The sequence below is a fragment of the Massilia niastensis DSM 21313 genome (genome assembly GCF_000382345.1).
GTDB lineage: Bacteria > Pseudomonadota > Gammaproteobacteria > Burkholderiales > Burkholderiaceae_D > Telluria > Telluria niastensis.
On the sequence record NZ_KB908087.1, the window covers coordinates 15,782 to 33,000 of the forward strand.

At 67.3% G+C, this 17,219-nt stretch carries 14 protein-coding genes; 3 read left to right on the forward strand and 11 right to left on the reverse strand.

What is annotated here, in order from left to right:
- Positions 1-36: 36 nt before the first annotated feature.
- Together H162_RS33950 and H162_RS0109055 are read right to left on the reverse strand one after the other, a co-directional pair.
- Positions 37-1,260 (reverse strand): hypothetical protein, encoded by a 1,224-nt coding sequence (locus H162_RS33950; protein WP_156885529.1) that lies wholly within the window; start codon positions 1,258-1,260, stop codon positions 37-39.
- A 99-nt stretch (positions 1,261-1,359) separates the two neighbouring features.
- Positions 1,360-2,691 carry a S8 family serine peptidase gene (locus H162_RS0109055; RefSeq protein ID WP_229451987.1) on the reverse strand — a complete coding sequence of 444 codons (1,332 nt, stop codon included), beginning with the start codon at positions 2,689-2,691 and terminating at the stop codon, positions 1,360-1,362.
- 105 nt (positions 2,692-2,796) lie between these two features.
- On the opposite strand from H162_RS0109055, the gene H162_RS0109060 reads away from it, so the two are divergent.
- From H162_RS0109060 to H162_RS0109070, 3 genes are all read left to right on the forward strand, one after another.
- Positions 2,797-3,285 (forward strand): RNA polymerase sigma factor, encoded by a 489-nt coding sequence (locus H162_RS0109060; protein WP_020653143.1) that lies wholly within the window; start codon positions 2,797-2,799, stop codon positions 3,283-3,285.
- Positions 3,282-4,064, forward strand: coding sequence for a hypothetical protein (locus tag H162_RS0109065; protein WP_020653144.1), 783 nt, complete (start codon positions 3,282-3,284; stop codon positions 4,062-4,064). Before H162_RS0109060 ends, H162_RS0109065 begins: the two co-directional genes overlap by 4 nt.
- Before the next feature lie 204 nt (positions 4,065-4,268).
- Positions 4,269-4,985, forward strand: a complete 717-nt coding sequence (locus H162_RS0109070) for an IS6 family transposase (protein WP_020653145.1) — start codon at positions 4,269-4,271, stop codon at positions 4,983-4,985.
- 255 nt (positions 4,986-5,240) lie between these two features.
- Here the strand turns inward: H162_RS0109070 and H162_RS0109075 are convergent, their stop codons facing one another.
- The 9 genes from H162_RS0109075 to hypF all read right to left on the reverse strand — a co-directional run bounded on the left by H162_RS0109075 (position 5,241) and on the right by hypF (position 17,216).
- Positions 5,241-6,362: a 6-phosphofructokinase gene (locus H162_RS0109075; protein WP_020653146.1), complete on the reverse strand. Its 1,122-nt coding sequence runs from the start codon at positions 6,360-6,362 to the stop codon at positions 5,241-5,243.
- Positions 6,363-6,365: 3 nt separating this feature from the next.
- A complete protein-coding gene (gene ppsA, locus H162_RS0109080; protein ID WP_026354432.1) occupies positions 6,366-8,804 on the reverse strand; it encodes a phosphoenolpyruvate synthase in 2,439 nt (812 codons plus the stop codon).
- A gap of 596 nt (positions 8,805-9,400) precedes the next feature.
- Positions 9,401-9,913, reverse strand: a complete 513-nt coding sequence (locus tag H162_RS30430) for a hydrogenase maturation protease (RefSeq protein WP_020653149.1) — start codon at positions 9,911-9,913, stop codon at positions 9,401-9,403.
- Complete coding sequence (locus tag H162_RS0109095) at positions 9,910-11,208, reverse strand: Ni/Fe hydrogenase subunit alpha (protein ID WP_020653150.1); 1,299 nt, start codon at positions 11,206-11,208, stop codon at positions 9,910-9,912. Before H162_RS0109095 ends, H162_RS30430 begins: the two co-directional genes overlap by 4 nt.
- On the reverse strand, positions 11,201-11,980 hold the full coding sequence (locus H162_RS0109100; protein WP_020653151.1) for an NADH-quinone oxidoreductase subunit B family protein: 780 nt from the start codon (positions 11,978-11,980) through the stop codon (positions 11,201-11,203). Before H162_RS0109100 ends, H162_RS0109095 begins: the two co-directional genes overlap by 8 nt.
- Entirely contained in the window at positions 11,980-12,810 is an 831-nt protein-coding gene (locus H162_RS0109105) for an FAD/NAD(P)-binding protein (protein WP_020653152.1), read from the reverse strand. The genes H162_RS0109100 and H162_RS0109105 overlap by 1 nt, the downstream gene beginning before the upstream one ends.
- Positions 12,807-13,925 carry a 4Fe-4S dicluster domain-containing protein gene (locus H162_RS0109110; RefSeq protein ID WP_020653153.1) on the reverse strand — a complete coding sequence of 373 codons (1,119 nt, stop codon included), beginning with the start codon at positions 13,923-13,925 and terminating at the stop codon, positions 12,807-12,809. The genes H162_RS0109105 and H162_RS0109110 overlap by 4 nt, the downstream gene beginning before the upstream one ends.
- 10 nt (positions 13,926-13,935) lie before the next feature.
- Entirely contained in the window at positions 13,936-14,943 is a 1,008-nt protein-coding gene (hypE, locus tag H162_RS0109115; RefSeq protein WP_020653154.1) for a hydrogenase expression/formation protein HypE, read from the reverse strand.
- Entirely contained in the window at positions 14,940-17,216 is a 2,277-nt protein-coding gene (gene hypF / locus H162_RS0109120) for a carbamoyltransferase HypF (protein WP_020653155.1), read from the reverse strand. Before hypF ends, hypE begins: the two co-directional genes overlap by 4 nt.
- Between the last annotated feature and the right edge of the window lie 3 nt (positions 17,217-17,219).

Consider the following 17,219-nt stretch of genomic DNA (forward strand, 5'->3'; position numbering starts at 1 on the left):
CCGTTGTCCAACGGCGCGCCGCATGGATGCTTTCCGTTAGTTGATGCGGGCGCCACCCAAAGCGGAGCCACGAGCGGACGCCGAACCATTGACGCCAACGGACGCCGACAGTTGCGTCGACGCGCCCTTGCCTGCAACCGAACGTGTCCCACCAGCGGCACTACGCGCGCTTGCAGTCGCTGCGCCACGTGCGCCATTGACTGTGGAGTGGGCGTACTCGGCCCTGCGGCTGGCCCGGCTGCGTGCGGCTGCTATGGCGGGCTCCGCTGCGGCGCTGGCGCCCGAGCGGGCGCTACCGGAAAGGTCGCGAACCTGTCCTGCAACACCGCCAGGTTGCATGCCAAACGACGCCGATGCACTGCCCTTCCCCTGCATGCCGGCGCTGGCGCCCGATGGGCTGCTGGCCCCCGTCACCGAATGGCTGGCGCCGGTCTCGCCGCTACCGGTAAGCGACGCTGCCTGGCGGCTGAGGTTGCCGGCCAGTCCTGCATTGCCATTGCCGGAATCCGACGCTGCCCCAGCTGCGGCGTTACCTCTGCCTGCAAGCATTGACGCGGTGCGGCCCAAGCTACCAGTCGATCCTGGGTTGCCACTGCCTTCATCGGACGCACCGCCTGCTCCTGCTGCGCCGCTACCGCGCCCCTCGAGCGAGGAAGTCGTTCGCTTGATGCTGCCGGTAAGTTGACCAGTGCCATTTCCCGACGTGCTGCTTTCGGCGTCCGCGCTGCGCACAGTACCCACCAGTGCGCTGCCCAGACTGCCGCCTGCCGAACCCACCTCGGCCGCACGGCCACGCGGCAGGCCCGTTGTCAGTTCACCGCTACCGCTGCCGGCGCCGTCTGCCCGGACAAGCGGCTCATGTCCTGCCCTTTGCAGGCTGCTCTCGCCGCTTGCCGCGCCGTTGGCGGCACTACGTGCACCGGACAGCACCTGTCCCGTAACACTAAAGCTGGCATCGGAGGACTGGGCGGCTGCAGGGAGCGCCGAGGCACGGGCATTGCCGCGGGCACTGGCGTCGCCGTTGGCGTCGATACTGCCGCTGGCGCGGCGTTCGATCTGGCGTGGTGCCTCGAGCGGCGAACCGCGGCCGCCCATCGCTTCGATCGGCCCCATGCGCGCGCCGACGCCGCCCCCGATCATGCCGCCTACTGCGCCGCCGAGGCCGCCCCCACCGCCGCCGAGCAGCTGGGCGTGGGCCGAAACGGCAAAGCTCATGGTCAGGGCGATGGCGATGTGACGAACGATTTTCTTGGTTTGCATGATGGTTTCTCCTGTAAGTGGCGCTGGATAGCGCGCAGTTACATGGAAAACGAACGGGCTCGGCCGTTTATTCCATCCATCCGAAAATATTTCTATTTTCTAGCGAAAGCGCGCAGGATCCACGCGCAGCGATGCACCCACGACGCCGTATCCGGTTGCATTGCTGATCGACGCCGGGTCGCTGCGCACGGCCTGGCGCCTCAGCGCGGCCAGGGCCCGCGCTGAGGCCTCGCGATCCGGCTGCGGCAGCGACTGCGCCAGCAGCGCGGCGACGATCGGCGCGGCAAACGAGGTGCCGCGCACCTGGCGATACGGCGGCGCCCCAGGCGCCGCGCTCACCATCTGGCTACCGGGAGCGGCAAACATCACCTGCGGCCCGCGCGCCGCTTCCGGCAGCGGCCGTCCCTGGCGGTCGACCCCGCTCACACCCACCACGCCGGGATAGCTGGCCGGGTACAGCGGCGGCGCCGCCGGCCCGTCGTTGCCGACGGCCGCCACCAGCAAATGGCCGCGCGCGACCATGGCCGCCACCATCCGCCCTAGCGTGGCGTTGGCCGGGCCGACCAGGCTCAGGTTGATGACACCGACCCCGTGCTTCGACATCCATCCCAAGGCAGCGGCAATCTTGTCGGCCGATCCGCCGGTGGGGCTGTCGCAATAAATGTCGGCGGCATACAGCCTGGTGCCGGACGCCGCGCCCCGGAAGCGCTCGGCGCGCCCGACCATCAGTGCGGCGACAGCCGTGCCGTGGGGCGCGGGATGACGCGTTCCGCCACAGCCGAACTCTTCGATCGTGGCTTCGGCAAATACCGGGTGGCCGGTTGCGACGCCGCTATCGATCAGTCCGACGGCGCCCGGCGCCCTGACGCCACCCGTCGGCGCGCTGCCGGTAGCGCCGCCGTCCAGCGGCACACTGGCGCCGCTCATGTATACATGGTTGAAATCGAACGAGGCCTGGGGATCGAGCGAACGCAGCCGGGCTAGTGCCTCGGCGGTCTTCATGCCGGCGGGCGCACGCAGCACGATGAGCGACGCGCCGAGATCGTCGAACTGTTGCTCGCGGATCAGCTGGAAGCCAAGGCCGGCAGCGGCGCGCAGCACGGCGGGCGTTGGCGAAGTCGCCAGGATTTCCGAGCGCACGACCGGCTCTCCACGCGGATCCACCTCGAGTACGTCGGGATGGCGGCGCAGCAGCTCGGCCACCTGAACAAGCCGCAGGGCGCCGAGCTCGTCCGGTTCGGCGCGGTCCAGCAGGCGTTCGGCCGGGCGCACCAGGGTGTCCAGTCCGGGCTGCCCGAGGGGCTGCGGCAGGTTCAGGGACGGCAGGCGCAGCTGCGCGTTGGCCGCGCCAGCGGCGCATAGCACCAGCGCGACGACGGCCTGCGCCAATCGTTTGGAGAGTGAACGGCAGGGTTTCATGGATGTGAGCATAAATGATGCCTAACGATGTTGGGAACTATATCGAAGTAAAAACGATTGCGGATGGACTAAAATCCCTCCCGCCGACGTTTACTCGATGTAACCAATACAAAACCCATGCTCGCCGACGACCTTGCTGCCCTGCTGCCCCGGATGCGCCGCTTCGCGCGCTCTCTCACCTTCCACCGGGAAGATGCCGATGACCTGGTGCAAGTCGCGATGGAACGTGCGATCGGGCGCTCTGAGCAATATACCGAAGGAACCCGCCTGGACAGTTGGCTGTTTCGCATCGTCCGCAATGCCTGGATAGACGAAGTGCGTAGCCGGGTGCGGCGCGACGATCTGTTTGCCCCTGCGGACGAAGGCGAACTCGTCGGCCGTGACACGATGGAGACGCATCACCAGCGTATGGCCGTGCAAAAGGCGATGAGCCTGCTGTCCGAGGAGCACCGGATCGTGGTCGCTCTCGTGCTGGTAGACGGCTTGCCGTACAAGGAAGCGGCCGAGGTGCTGGACATTCCGATGGGCACCCTGACGAGTCGGCTGGCACGGGCGCGCGACGCATTACAAAAACTGTTGCAAGACGAAGTGAGGAGCATACCATGAGCTTTTCCGACGAAACCCTGATGGCCTATGCCGACGGCGAGCTTGGCGAACCCGAGCGCAGCCTGGTCGAACGCGCGGAGCATGAGGACCCGGCGGTCGCCGCGGCCGTCGCGCGCCACCGCGCGCTGAGGGCCGGCGTCTTTGCCGCCTTCGTCGGCGTGCTGGACGAGCCCGTGCCAGCTCGGCTGCAAGCGACCGGGACTGGCTCTGGTGCCGGCCCTGGTAGCGTGAGCTCGCTGGATGCCGCGCGTGAGCGCAAAACAAAGGCGTGGGAAGCAGCCGAAGCAGCCAGAGCGGCCACCGTCCGCCGGCGCGCCTGGCCGCATTGGGGAGCGCTGGCGGCCTCGCTCGCCGTCGGCGTGCTTGCCGGCAGCGCCTGGCTGGGCGGCGGCGCGGGTGGCAATGATACCGGCTTTGCTGCCCTCGATGCCAACGGGCGCCTGCTCGCGCGGGGAGAACTGGCCGGCGCGCTGTCGCAACAACTGGCGAGCACCACACAACCGGACAAACTTGTCCAGATCGGTGTGAGCTTCGCGACCCTCGACGGCAGCTATTGCCGCAGCTTCACAGTCAGCGGCAGCGCGGGCCTTGCCTGTCGCGAGGGTGATGGCTGGCGCATTCCCGTGCTGCGCGAAGTGCCTGCCGAGACTGCCGCATACCGCCAAGCCTCAAGCACGGCGCCTGCCGCCGTGCTTGAGGCCATCGACGAGCGCATCGACGGTGCAACGCTTGACGCCGCGGGCGAGCGCATTGCGCGTGACCGCGGCTGGAAGCGTTGAGCTCGGTAACCGGATTGTGTGAGTGCAGTTAAACCGGAGGCAGCCGTTAAATGAGAGCCGCGCTATATTGATCACTTCGCTAGCAATCAGGGAGGCAGGCATGCGGATGATCATTGAGGCTCGGCTCGAGGACGGTCCCGTAGGTAGCGAACCTGGCTCTGGTGCAAACCTGAAGCTCGGCTAGAATGACGACCTTTGTCCAGCATGCGTAACCATCCGAGCAAGACTGACCTGTTCAAGGGCCGACACGTCGAGCAGGAGATCATCATTCTCAGTGTACGCTGGTACCTGCGTTACAAGCTGTCGTATCGTGACCTGGTCGAGATGATGGCCGAGCGCGGCCTGTCAATCGCTCATACGACAATCCTGCGCTGGGTACAGCGTTACGCACCAGAGTTCGACAAGCGCTGGAGTCGCTTTTCATCGCCGGCAGGCATTTCCTGGAGGGTGGACGAAACCTGCGTCAGGATCCGGGGCCAGTGGGCTTATCTCTACCGGGCTGTCGATGCGTCAGGCAAGACCGTCGACTTCCGGCTCGGCTCACGACGCACCGTCGCCTCGGCAAAGGCTTTCTTTCGCAAGGCTGTGCGTTCCCAGGGCCGATCGCCTGAGACCATTACGCTGGACGGCTATGCAGCCTCGCACAGGGCCGTTCGCGAACTTCAACAGCATGGAAGGCTTCCCGAGCTGACGAAGCTTCGCTCGTCAAAACACTTGAACAATCTAATCGGGCAGGACCATCGCAATGTGAAGTCCAGAGTGGGCGCCATGCTGGGCCTGAAAAGCCTTGCTTCCGCCACCACGACAATTCGAGGCGTCGAGCTCATGCGTCGCATGCGCAAAGGGCAGTTCAACTTGGGTACCTTGGCCACTCAGCGGCAGACTACGCCCGAGATTTGGGCAGCTGTCTTGAATGCATGAACTGTCTGCACATGTGAGCGACTCGGCGCGTCCCTCATCCATAATTTGCACCACAGCCGGAGCGGCGAACATGGCGTTTGCGTGCCTGTCCAAGCTCCTATGTCCCATTGCCGCAAAGACAGCGAAAACGTACTACCAGCAATTTCGCATAATTACTTCGCGACCTCGCCAAGGTCTTGTTTTTAAAGGGACGATGCTGAGACGTTCTCAACAAGACCATTTTGTTCACACTTCTACTTCGTTTTTTTCGCAAAACTACTTCGTATGACGCTCGCCCAGGCAGATGCCGAGGTCGCGCGCCGTGCGCACCGTGTCGCCGTCGACCGGCACGCGCTTGGTGCGGCCGGCCACCTCGGACAGCGGCGCGGTGCCGATATCCTGGTCACCCAGCGCCACCATCACACCCGATTCGCCACGCGCCAGCGCCCGTACCGCCGCGGCGCCGAAGCGCGAAGCGACCACGCGGTCGAACGCCGACGGACTGCCGCCGCGCAGCAGGTGGCCCAGCACCACGGAGCGGCACTCCTTGCCGGTGCGCTCGGCCAGCCGGGCTTCGACCCAGGCGCCGATCCCGCCCAGGCGCTCGGCGTGGCCGGCCCCGGCCGCGGCCAGCACTGCGCGCGGCCCCCCCACCGGCTGCGCGCCCTCGGCCGCCACCACGATCGCATGGCGCCGGTCGGACGCGTCGCGCTTGCGGATGGCGTCGGCCACCACGTCGATGTCGAACGGGATTTCAGGAAGCAGGATCGCATGGGCGCCCGCGGCCATGCCCGCATGCAGTGCGATCCATCCGGCATAGCGCCCCATCACCTCGACCACCATGACGCGGTGCTGGCTGTCCGCAGTGGTGTGCAGGCGGTCGATGCATTCGGTCGCGAAGCCGACCGCCGTGTCGAAGCCGAAGGTCTGGAAGGTGCGGTCGAGGTCATTGTCGATCGTCTTGGGCACGCCGATCACGCGCAGCCCTTTGCGGTACAGGCACTCGGCGATTTCCATCGATCCGTCGCCGCCGACGATGACCAGGGCGTCGAATCCGCACTGGCGGCACAGGGCCGCCAGTTCGTCGCTGCGGTCTTCCTCCGCCAGGCTGCCGTCGCTGCGACGCACCGGATAGCGCATCGGGTTGCCGCGGTTGGTGCTGCCAAGGATGGTGCCGCCGAGATGGCCGATGCCGTGCACCGCGTCGGCCGACAGGCGCGGGACCGGGTCCCCGAGACATTGCCCCGGTGCCAGCAGGCCATTGAAACCGTCGCGGATGCCATGGCACTCCCAGCCCTGCCGGCCGGCCGCCAGAACCACTGCGCGGATCACGGCGTTCAGGCCCGGTGCGTCGCCGCCGCCGGTGACGATGGCGATGCGCCGGATGGCCGGGGGCACGGGTCAGCCTCCTGCGCCGCTCGGGCGCGGCGCGATGCCGAGCCCGCGCTCGACCTCGACCAGGTTGCGCACCGTTGCCACCACCGAATCGGGGTTCAGGCTGATCGAGTCGATCCCCTGCTCCACCACGTAGCGCGCCACCTCGGGATAATCCGACGGCGCCTGTCCGCAGATCCCGACGTGGCGGCCGTTGCGCCTGGCGCCCTCGATCGCCTGGCGCAGCATCTCGAGCACGCCCGGGTCGCGCTCGTCGAAGTCGAAGGCGACGATCTCGGAATCGCGGTCCACGCCCAGCACCAGCTGGGTCAGGTCGTTCGAGCCGATCGAAAAGCCGTCGAACAGGCGGGCAAAGGCATCGATCTGGATCACGTTGTTGGGGATTTCGCACATGACGAAGATCTCGAGCCCATCCTTCCCGCGCTCCAGTCCATGCTGCGCCATCATGCGCAGCACGTCCTCGGCTTCCTTCACGCGCCGGCAGAAAGGGATCATCAGGCGCAGGTTCGACAGTCCCATCTCTTCGCGCACCCGCTTCATCGCCCGGCACTCGAGCGCGAACCCTTCCGCATAGGCCGGATGCGCATAACGCGCCGCGCCGCGAAAGCCGAGCATCGGGTTGGCCTCGACCGGTTCGAAGAAGGAGCCGCCGACCAGGCTGGCATACTCGTTGGTCTTGAAGTCGGACATGCGCACGATGACCGGCTTTGGGTGGAACGCCGCGGCGATGGTGCCCACGCCCTCGGACAGCTCGCGCACGAAGTAATCGGCCGGCGACGGGTAATCCCGGGTGAGGCGCCCGATCTCGGCGCGCACTGCCGCGTCCTGTACCTGTTCCGGATGCACGAGCGCCATCGGATGGATGCGGATGTGCTCGGCGACGATGAATTCCATGCGCGCCAGGCCCACCCCGTCATTCGGCAGGAAGCGCGTCTGGAAGGCGATGTCCGGATTGCCGATATTGACCATCAGGTGGGTGCGCGGCATGGGCAGGGCCGCCAGGTCGGTCGTGATCTTGCGAAACGGGACGCGGCCCGCGTACACATGGCCGACGCTGCCCTCGGCGCACGACACGGTCACCTCGTCGCCGGTGCGGATCGCCTCGGTCGCGTGCGCGCAGCCGACCAGCGCCGGTACGCCGATTTCCCGGGCCACGATCGCGGCGTGGCAGGTACGGCCGCCACGGTTGGTCACCACGCCGGCGGCCGTCTTCATGACCGTCCCCCAATCGGGCATGGTCGTCTCGGCGACCAGGATCTCCCCCGGCTGGAACTGGTCGAGCTGGCTCACGTCCGCGATGACCCTCGCCCTGCCGGTGGCAAGCTTGCTGCCGACGGCACGCCCGGATGCCAGCAGCCGGCCCCTGGCGTCGAGTACGTACTCGTCCAGCTCGGTACCGGACCTGCGCGAGGCGACCGTCTCGGGACGGGCCTGGACGATATAGAGCCTGCCGTCGATGCCGTCCTTTGCCCACTCGATGTCCATCGGTACCGGATGCCCGGCCCTGGCGCCGTAGTGCTCCTCGATCCGTAATGCAGCCTCGGCCAGTTCGAGCACGCCGGCATCGTCCAGGCAAAAGCGCGCACGCTCCTCTGGCCCGGTCGGCATGTTGCGCGTGGTTTCGCGGCCGCCGGCCGCCGCGTACACCATCCGCATTTCCTTCCCGCCGAGCGAACGCCGCAGCACGGTCCGCCGTCCGTCGCGCAAGGTCGGCTTGAACACGTAGAATTCGTCCGTGTCGACCGTTCCCTGCACGACGTTCTCTCCCAGCCCATATGCGCCCGTCACCAGGATGACGTCGCGAAAGCCGGTCTCGGTGTCGAGCGTGAAGGTCACGCCGGAGCAGGCGAGGTCCGAGCGCACCATCTTCATCACGCCGACCGACAGGTAGACCTTGAAGTGGTCGAAGCCATGTTCGATGCGGTAGACGATCGCGCGATCCATGAACAGGCTGGCGAAGCAGCGACGAATACTGTCGAGCAAGCTCGCTTCGCCGCCTATGTTGAGGTAGGTTTCGTGCTGGCCGGCGAAGCTGGCGGTGGGAAGGTCTTCCGCGGTGGCGGAGCTGCGCACGGCCACGGTCAGCCCGTCGCCGTATTCCTCTCGCAGCTTGCGCCAGGCCTGCAGGATGCCTTCCTCGAGCTCCAGGGGCAGCAGCGCACCGTAGACGATCGCACGCGCCTGCGCCGCACGGCGCGCGAGGTCCTGCACGTCGGCCGGATCGAGCCCGTCGAGCGCCCGACGCAGGCCTTCCCATGCGTTGGCGCGGTCGAGTGTCGCCTTGTAGGCGGCGGCCGTGACGGCAAAGCCGTTCGGCACGCGGACCCCGTTGCTGCCCAGCTCACGGACCATCTCGCCGAGGGATGCATTCTTGCCGCCCACCAAAGGTACATCGGCGATTCCCAGCTCTGAAAACCATCGGATGAATGCAAGTGGTGAGTCCATGGCCGCCTCCTTGGGATCAGCGGCAGGCCAGCATGCGGCTGGCCCCGCCGACCTGGATTACCTGATGAGTCCACGCCCATCTATCGGGCGCTGCTGCAATGCTGCTCCATCATCTCGAGATGCCTTTGCCGCATTTCCGGCGCCATGTGTCGCATATGCTGGTCCAGCATGGCGCTGCGCTCTTCCGGAGTCTTGGCGTTCCTCATTTTTTCGTGCAGGTCACACATGGACTTCAACTCCATGGGGCCATACCGGGCCATCCTGTCTGTCGGGCAGCCGCCCTGGCCCATCATTCCGCCATGACACATCATCCCGCCTGGCCCGGCGGCGCTTCCTGGTCCGCTTGCCCCCGGAGGCCGCACAGCGGTGGCTGGCGGATGATGTGCCCGATGGTGCTCCTGCCCCATGCCATGTTGCGGCGAGGATTCCCGGCTTTGCTGTTGAGTGGCCGCACATCCGGCCAGGGCCATTGCCGTTAATGCAATGCTTATCAACCGACCGGGTCTAGGTGATATGGATGTCATGCGAAACTCCCTGTAAATGGCGAATACAACCGGAAGACAATGTTGCGATGGTCAACGCGTAATCACTACACCTCAAGGCTGCCCCGGTCCGACTGCTGCGGCGCCCAAGCCGGGCTTGGCGCCAAGCCTGTCTTCCAGATCCGAAACAAGCAGGCGCAGCAGTTCCGGAATCGCCGCGCGCACCTCCGGGGCTGGCTCCGCGGCCGCTGCGGCGTGCGGCGCTTCTATGCCATACAGCAGCAATGCCGGCGGCAACAAACCCAGCGCGCGGCCCAGGGCCAGCTGTTCTGCCACCCCGATGCCATGGCAGGACACCATGCCCTGGCCCGGTGCCAGCTCCTCAGCCCCGAGTCGCCGCACCGTTCCTGCCGGCGCTCCGCTCTGCATGGCATCGATCACGACCGCGAGTTCGACCTCCCGGAACAGCGCCAGCAGGGCGCCGGGCCGATCGCAACAGCAGGCCTCCACGGTGCCGGCAGGGAAGCGCTGCAGCAGCCCGCTCGCCACCAGCGCCTCGATCACATCCCATCCGATGCGGTCGTCGCCGGACGGAGAACCGATGCCGATGAGTCGAATCGGGATCATGTGCGTCGTACGGCAAGTCGTAGAAAATGTGTCGCGCATGAAATGCAGGGGTCGTAATTGCGGATCACCGTTTCGCCAAGCCGGCGCAGCTCGTCATCCTCACGATCGAGGCCGAACTCTTCCAGGGCTTGCCGCAGGTCCTGTTCGATGCGCGCCTGGTTCTGGCTGGTCGGGGGGACGATGCGTGCGTTCCGGATGATTCCCTCGGAATCGGTCTCGTATCGGTGCCAAAGTAAGCCTCGCGGCGCCTCCGTGCAAGCAGTTCCGATGCCGCACCGCGCAACGGCCTCGACGAACGGCGCCGCCGGAACGGTGTATTGCTCGAGAAGACGCAAGGCGTCCACCAACGCGCAATGGATCTCGGCTGCCCGCGCAACGATGCCATGAAACGGGTTCGCACTGGGGAAGCGTACGCCCGTCGCCTGCAAGGCATCGCGTACCGGTTGCGGCAGCAGATCGTGATTCAGGTTGATGCGCGCGAGCGGTCCCACCAGGTAAGGCTGTCCCAGGAGCAGGCTGTGCAAGGCCGTCGAGTGCGGGACCTGGTGTTCGGCGAAGCAGTCCTCGAATTCGCCGGCTCCGATATCCAGGCCCTGGTCCGACATGATGCGTCCTTCGTTCATCGGATACGCGTGTCCGTCCCGCATCGCTACGCTGGTGAATCGCTGTGCCGTGGCTGGCAGCGGCAAGCTGGCAGTCCATGCGAGGAGCGCCTCGGCCTCCGGCAGGGCCGCGCGCAAGCGCCCGCACAGCGCCGCGACCGCGTCAACTGGAGGCGCGTGATGGAAACCGCCGACCCGCACGCCCACCGGATGCACCGAGCGCGCACCCAGCAGGCGGATCAGGTCGTTACCCAGCGCCTGTAGGGCAAGTCCGCGCCGTACTTCTTCGGGATGGCTCTGCGCCAGCTCGACGACACTGCGGCACCCCAGGAAATCCGGCGCCGCCAGCAGGTGGATGTGCAGGCAGTGGCTTTCGATCCACTCGCCGCAGTACATCACACGACGCATCGCCCGTACCCAGGGCCCCGGGGCAACCCCGACAATGCTTTCCAGGGCATGCACTGCGCTCATCTGGTACGCGACCGGGCAGATGCCGCAGATGCGCGCCACCATGTCCGGCACCTCATGGAAGGCGCGCCCTTCCAGGAATTTCTCGAACAGGCGCGGCGGTTCATAAATGCGCAACCGGAGGTGAACGATCCGGCCGTCGGCGATATCGACTTCCAGCGCGCCCTCCCCTTCGACCCGTGCCAGCACGGGCACCCTGATGCTCACCGCGCGCCTGTCAGTCATCGCCGTCTCCGGTCGCTTCCAGGCCGGCCTGGCGGAACGCCGGGGCGCCGTTATTGATGAACAGGTAGCGCCGCGCCACCTCCTCCCTGGCAAGCCCCAGTCCTTCCAGCCAGTGCGACAGCGACCTGGTGTTCAGGTTCTCGGCCGGCCCGTAGCAGCCGTAGCAGTCGCGGCCGAAGGAAGGACACAATGCGCCGCAACCCGTGCGCGTGACCGGTCCCATGCAGGGAGAACCGTGCGCCACCATCACGCAGACATGCTGGCGCCGCTTGCACTCGAGGCATACCTTGTCCTCCTCCTCGGGAGGCATGACGCCGGACAGCAGCGCACGCAGGGCGCCCAGCACCTGTCTTCCGTTCACCGGACATCCCCATAGTTCCAGGTCCACCTTGACATGCCGGGCGATCGGGGTGGAAGTGGCGAGGGTATCGATATATTCCGGACTGGCGTAAACGGCGTGCATCCAGGCTTTCGCATCGGCAAGCCCACGCAGTGCCTGCACACCACCGGCAGTGGCGCAGGCGCCGATCGTGACCAGCCAGGTGGCATGCGCGCGAACCTGCTGGATCCGGGCCAGATCATGTGCGGTCGAGATGCTGCCTTCCACGAAAGCGACATCGACGTGCTCGCTCTCCGCCACCGGCCCGGCTTCCGCGAAATGCACGATGTCGACCAGCTGCGCAAGTTGCAGCAGCGTCTCGCCAAGGTTCAGGAAAGCCAGCTGGCATCCGTCGCAGGAGCTGAACTTGTGTACTGCAATGCGCGGCTTCATCAGAATCCCCTCACGTCGAACAGCGCCTTGACTTCCGGGTAGGCGAATACCGGTCCCTGGCGGCAGATGAAGGCCGGTCCGTACTGGCAATGGCCGCAATGCCCGAGTGCGCACTGCATGTTGCGCTCCATGCTGAGGTAGATATTGCCCTCCTCGATACCGCGTGCCCGCAGCGCCGTGACGCTCGCCCGCATCATGCCCTCGGGCCCGCACATCATGACCAGGGTGCGCTCCGGCGCGACGTGCGTCTCGCCGAATACCTCGGTGACCAGCCCGACATGCCAGGGCCATACCGGCCCGCCATGGTCCGCCGACAGCAGGACCTGGGTATCCGGCATGTCGGCCCAGACGGCGTAACGGTCGCGCCACAGCAGGTCGTCCGCATGCTTGACGCCCTGGATGATGGTCAGCCTGCCGAACGAGGAACGGCGCAGGGTGACGTAGTTGATGGCCGAGACCACGGGTGCACACCCCAGTCCGCCGGTCAGTATCAGCACATCGTGGCCGATCGCCTGCTGCAGGGGCCAACCTCGTCCGTACGGCCCACGCAGGCCGATGCGCTCGCCAACCTGCAGCTCCGCCATGCCGCGCGTGACGCGGCCGACGACGCGGATCGTGTGCAGGAGATGCTCGGGATCGTGCGGATCGGAGACGATCGAGATCGGCACCTCGCCCACTCCATACAGATAGAGCATGTTGAACTGGCCGGGAGCGAAACAATAGGCCCCGCGCGCAGCCGGATCGCTGAGCCTCAGCCGCAGCGTGAAGACGGACGGCGATTCCTGGATGCGCTCGACGATGTCCGCTTCCGCCGGCAGGTGGGGATTCATGGGCCCCTCCCGCAGATCGCGTTCGCCTCTTCGGTGATATCGATCCCGACCGGACACCATGCGATGCAGCGCCCACAGCCGACACAGCCGCTGCGACCGAACTGGTCGTGCCAGCTGCCGAGCTTGTGGGTCAGCCACTGGCGGTAACGCAGGCGGGTGTCGGGGCGGACCGTCAAGCCGTGGATATGGCTGTGGCCACGGGTGAAGCAGGAATCCCACTCGCGCCCGTGCAGAGACTCGGTACCGTCGATGCGCGGCTGTTCCGACTCGCTGTGGCAAAAGCAGGTAGGACATACGGAAGTGCAGTTGCCGCAAGACAGGCATCGGTCTGCAACCTCATCCCAGCGTGAATGGTCGAGGTTGGCAAACAAGGCATCGCGCAGGTTACGTCCCGGCAGGCGCCTCGTCATGGCCTGCTCGGCCCGCTCCGTCTGGCGCTGCGCTTCGGCGACCTGGTCGGGCATAGCGGCGCACAAGGCCAGGCCGGCCAGCATGTCCCGCCCCCGGTCGCTTCCACTTTGCGCCAGGAACCCATCGTCTCGTTCGTCGAGCACGATATCGAAACCCTGGACCGCGCGCGGACCATCCCCTGTCGAGGCGCAGAAGCAGGTGGCTGCGGGATGGCTGCAGTTCACCGCAACCAGGAACAGGCGGTCGCGGCGCTGGCCATAGAAGGGATCGGGCGCCGCGCCATGCGCGCCATGCAGGAAATGCTGGTCCTGTATCGCCAGCGCCGCGAGATCGCAGGCGCGCACCCCGAACACCGCCAGAGGCGGCCCCTGCGGCACGTCGCTGCTGAAATCGATGCTCCCATCGGGGCGCCGCCTAGCTCGCCATAACACCTCGCTCGGCGCGAACAGCAGCGGCTTGAGCGCCTGCGGGCCGCTGGCCCAGGCGAACGTGCGCGGACTGGCGTTCCGGCTGAGGCGATAAGCTCCCGGCTCCTGTACATCGCTTACGCCCGCCGGCAATTGCGCCGCGTCCTTCAATGGAGCGAACACGATGGCGCCATCCCGCACCGTGGGGCCGATGCAGCGAAAGCCGGCGCCGGCGAGCGCGTCGATCAGGTCCTGCAAGCGCGCGCGCGGCATGAAGAGCTGTGGCAGGGTATCCATCGTGCTTCCTTTAACAGATGCGTGGCAGCGGGTCGTCTTCCAGTTCTTCCAGCAGGCGCTCCCCGCCCAGGTCCGTTTGCAGCGTGACGGATGGACTCGCCTTCGTCACGGCGCCGATCACGCGCGCCTCCCGGCCCTCGGGCAGATCACGCCATGCGGCGAGCGCGTCACGCGCCGCGTGCTCCGCCACCACGGCGACGATACGGCCTTCGCAGGCCAGGTACAGCGGGTCGTAGCCAAGCATGTCGCAGACCGAGCGCACCGCGGGACGAATCGGGATCGCGCTCTGGTCCAGCCTGATGCCCAGCCCGGTTGCGCGGCATATTTCGTGCGCGGCCGTCGCCAGTCCCCCGCGGGTCGGATCACGCATGAAGCGCAGGCCGGGCAGCGCCAGCAGCGCCTGCGCCAGGCCGAGCACATTGGCGCAGTCCGATTCCAGGTCGCCCGACAGGCCGAACTCTTCCCGCGCCAGCAGCACTGCGATCCCATGGTCGCCGACCGGCCCGCTGACGAGAATGCGGTCGCCAGCCCGCACCTGCGCCAGGCCGGGCAAGGCGCCGTGGGAACGCAGGCCGACGCCTGTGGTAATCAGATACAGGCCGCCCCCTTCCCCTCGGCGCACCACCTTGGTGTCGCCGGCGACCACCGCCGCCCCTGCGGCCCGGGCCGCGCGCGCCATGCTGGCGACGATCCGCTCCAGTTGCGCAGTCTCGAGCCCCTCTTCGATGATCGCACTCAGGGTCAGGTAATGCGGAATGGCGCCGGCCACCGCCAGGTCGTTCACCGTGCCGTTGACCGCCAGCGCGCCAATGTCCCCTCCGGGAAACTCGAGCGGCTGCACGGTAAATGCGTCCGTGCTCAACACCAGTTCCCGCCCCGCGATCGGGACGGCCGCCGCGTCCGCCTCGGCATCGAGGTAGCGGTTCCCCAGATGGTGCAGGAACACGGCCTCGATCAGCTCGCGCATCAGGCGGCCGCCGTTGCCGTGGGCGAGCAGGATATGCCGGTCCTCGATCATTGCCTTGCTCCGGCTTCGACCAGCTGGCCGAAAGACAGTGCGGCGTCGTTGCACGGCAGCCGCTCGGCCAGCCGCACGTCGAATCCGTCGGCCGTCAGCAGTTGGAGCGCCGTTTCGGCAAGCCGCCGGTTCTGGAACACCCCGCCGGTGAGACCCACATGCCGCAGTCCATGCTCCCTGCGTACGGACCTGGCCTGCGCCAGCAAGCCGTGCGCCAGGCTGATGTGGAACACCGCAGCCCTCCTCGCGGCCGTTTGCCGCGCATCCATCAACGGCCTGATCAATGGCCCCCAGTCCATCTCCCACAGGCCCGCGCCGTTCTTTGCCACAGGCAGGGGCACCGGCGCGCCGTCTTCGCCTTCGGCGATCGCTTCGAGCCACATCGGCCCCTGCCCCTCATGGCTCGCCTCATCCAGCAGCCCGACCAGCGCCGCGGCGCCATCGAACAGACGCCCGGCGGCCGACGTGGTGCGGCAGTTGACACGCCGGCGCCAGGCCTGCAACACGAGCTCATGCTGGCCTTCGCGCCACGCGTGACCCGTCTCCCAGCACAAGGCCGCGGCGCTGCGCCAGGGCGCGCGTCCAGCCTGCTCCGCGCCGACCAGCCGAAACGGCCGCAGGCTCGCCACGCGCCGCCAGTCGCCCGGGGCGCCAGCGAAGGCCTCGCCTCCCCACAGCGAGCCATCGTCGCCCATCCCGATGCCGTCCCAGGCAAACACGAGCCAGCGCTCGACATCCGGATGTTCCGCAGCCAGCGCGGACGCATGGGCGCGATGATGCTGCACTTTCAGCAAAGGCAGCCCCGAGGCCGCGGCCCAGCGTGTACTGGCATATCCCGGATGGGCGTCGCACGCGACCGCCGCTGGAGCAATGCCATACAGCGCCTGCAGGTCGGCCGCCACCTGCTCGAAGACCGCGAGCGCGCGCGGGCTGTCCAGGTCGCCGACATGGGGCGCGACGATCGCCCGGTCGCGCCATCCCAGCGCGAGGGTATTCTTCATGTGGCTGCCGGCAGCCAGCAGTGGCCGCGACAGCACGAACGGCAGCGCCACCTCGACCGGGGCCGCCCCCCGTCCCAGGCGGATCGGCCTTGGCCTGCCGGCGATCACGCGCAGGACGGAATCGTCGGCCGGCCTCGCAATGCGCCGGTCATGATGCAGGTAGCAGTCGGCGACGGCGGCCAGGCGCGCTTCGGCCTCGGCGGCGTCGGTCAGCACCGGCTCGCCGCTGATGTTGCCGGATGTGGCGACCAGGGGACGTCCGAAGGCCTGCAGCAGCAGGTGGTGCAACGGACTGTAGGGAAGCATCACGCCGACCTCGTTCAGTCCCGGGTGGATGCCCTGTGCCAGGCCCGAGCCCTCCCGCGCGCGGACGAGGACGATCGGGCGCGCGGGATCGAACAGCGCCGCATGCGCGGCCGGATCGAGGTCGAGCATCCGGCGCAGATATGCCGGGTCGGCGGGGAACATGAGTGCCAGCGGCTTGTGCGGGCGGTGCTTGCGCTGACGCAGGCGCGCCACGGCAGCCCCGCTGGTCGCGTCGGCCAGGAGATGGTAGCCGCCGAGTCCCTTTACCGCGACGATCCATCCCGCATGCAGATGCCCGATGGTGCGCGCCAGCGCGGCCGGGGTGTCTTCCACGAGAGGCGAGCCGGGCGCATGGAAGGCCAGGCGCGGACCACATACGGGGCACCCGATCGGCTCTGCGTGGAAGCGGCGATTGCCGGGATCCTCGTATTCCGCGCGGCATGCCGCGCACATGGCGAACTGTTTCATCGTCGTGCGCTCGCGGTCATACGGCAGCCCCGTGATCACGGTATAGCGGGGACCGCATTGCGTGCAGTTGATGAAGGGATAGCGATACCGCCGGTCGTGCGGATCGTCCAGCTCGCGCACGCAGTCGTCGCAGCAAAAGCAGTCCGGGGGCAGGAAGATCTCCGCTTCCGCATCCGGCGCGCTGGCGATGATCCGGAAATCGGCGAAGCCGCCTGGCGGATGCGCGGCGCAGGATGCAAGCCGGGGGCGGGCCAGCGGTGGCGCCTCGGCCAGCAGTGCGTGCCCGAACTGCGCCAGCTCGCGCTGTGTTCCCTCCCCCACCACCACCACCCGGCCCGCGAGGTTTTGCACGAATCCCCGGATGCCGTAGGCGCAGGCGAGCCGGTAGACGAAGGGCCGGAACCCGACGCCCTGCACCCGTCCGGCCAGCAACCAGCGCCGGCCTGCCATCAGCCCGTCCCCTGGCGCGTTCTCGACGCCGGCACCGGCGGTATCCATGTC

Bases quoted from the DNA above. Each gene is read 5' to 3' on its own strand.
- H162_RS33950 (WP_156885529.1), bottom strand. From the start codon at position 1,260: ATGCAAACCAAGAAAATCGTTCGTCACATCGCCATCGCCCTGACCATG.
- H162_RS0109055 (WP_229451987.1), bottom strand. From the start codon at position 2,691: ATGCTCACATCCATGAAACCCTGCCGTTCACTCTCCAAACGATTGGCG.
- H162_RS0109060 (WP_020653143.1), top strand. From the start codon at position 2,797: ATGCTCGCCGACGACCTTGCTGCCCTGCTGCCCCGGATGCGCCGCTTC.
- H162_RS0109065 (WP_020653144.1), top strand. From the start codon at position 3,282: ATGAGCTTTTCCGACGAAACCCTGATGGCCTATGCCGACGGCGAGCTT.
- H162_RS0109070 (WP_020653145.1), top strand. From the start codon at position 4,269: ATGCGTAACCATCCGAGCAAGACTGACCTGTTCAAGGGCCGACACGTC.
- ppsA (WP_026354432.1), bottom strand. From the start codon at position 8,804: ATGGACTCACCACTTGCATTCATCCGATGGTTTTCAGAGCTGGGAATC.
- H162_RS30430 (WP_020653149.1), bottom strand. From the start codon at position 9,913: ATGATCCCGATTCGACTCATCGGCATCGGTTCTCCGTCCGGCGACGAC.
- H162_RS0109095 (WP_020653150.1), bottom strand. From the start codon at position 11,208: ATGACTGACAGGCGCGCGGTGAGCATCAGGGTGCCCGTGCTGGCACGG.
- H162_RS0109100 (WP_020653151.1), bottom strand. From the start codon at position 11,980: ATGAAGCCGCGCATTGCAGTACACAAGTTCAGCTCCTGCGACGGATGC.
- H162_RS0109105 (WP_020653152.1), bottom strand. From the start codon at position 12,810: ATGAATCCCCACCTGCCGGCGGAAGCGGACATCGTCGAGCGCATCCAG.
- H162_RS0109110 (WP_020653153.1), bottom strand. From the start codon at position 13,925: ATGGATACCCTGCCACAGCTCTTCATGCCGCGCGCGCGCTTGCAGGAC.
- hypE (WP_020653154.1), bottom strand. From the start codon at position 14,943: ATGATCGAGGACCGGCATATCCTGCTCGCCCACGGCAACGGCGGCCGC.
- hypF (WP_020653155.1), bottom strand. From the start codon at position 17,216: ATGGATACCGCCGGTGCCGGCGTCGAGAACGCGCCAGGGGACGGGCTG.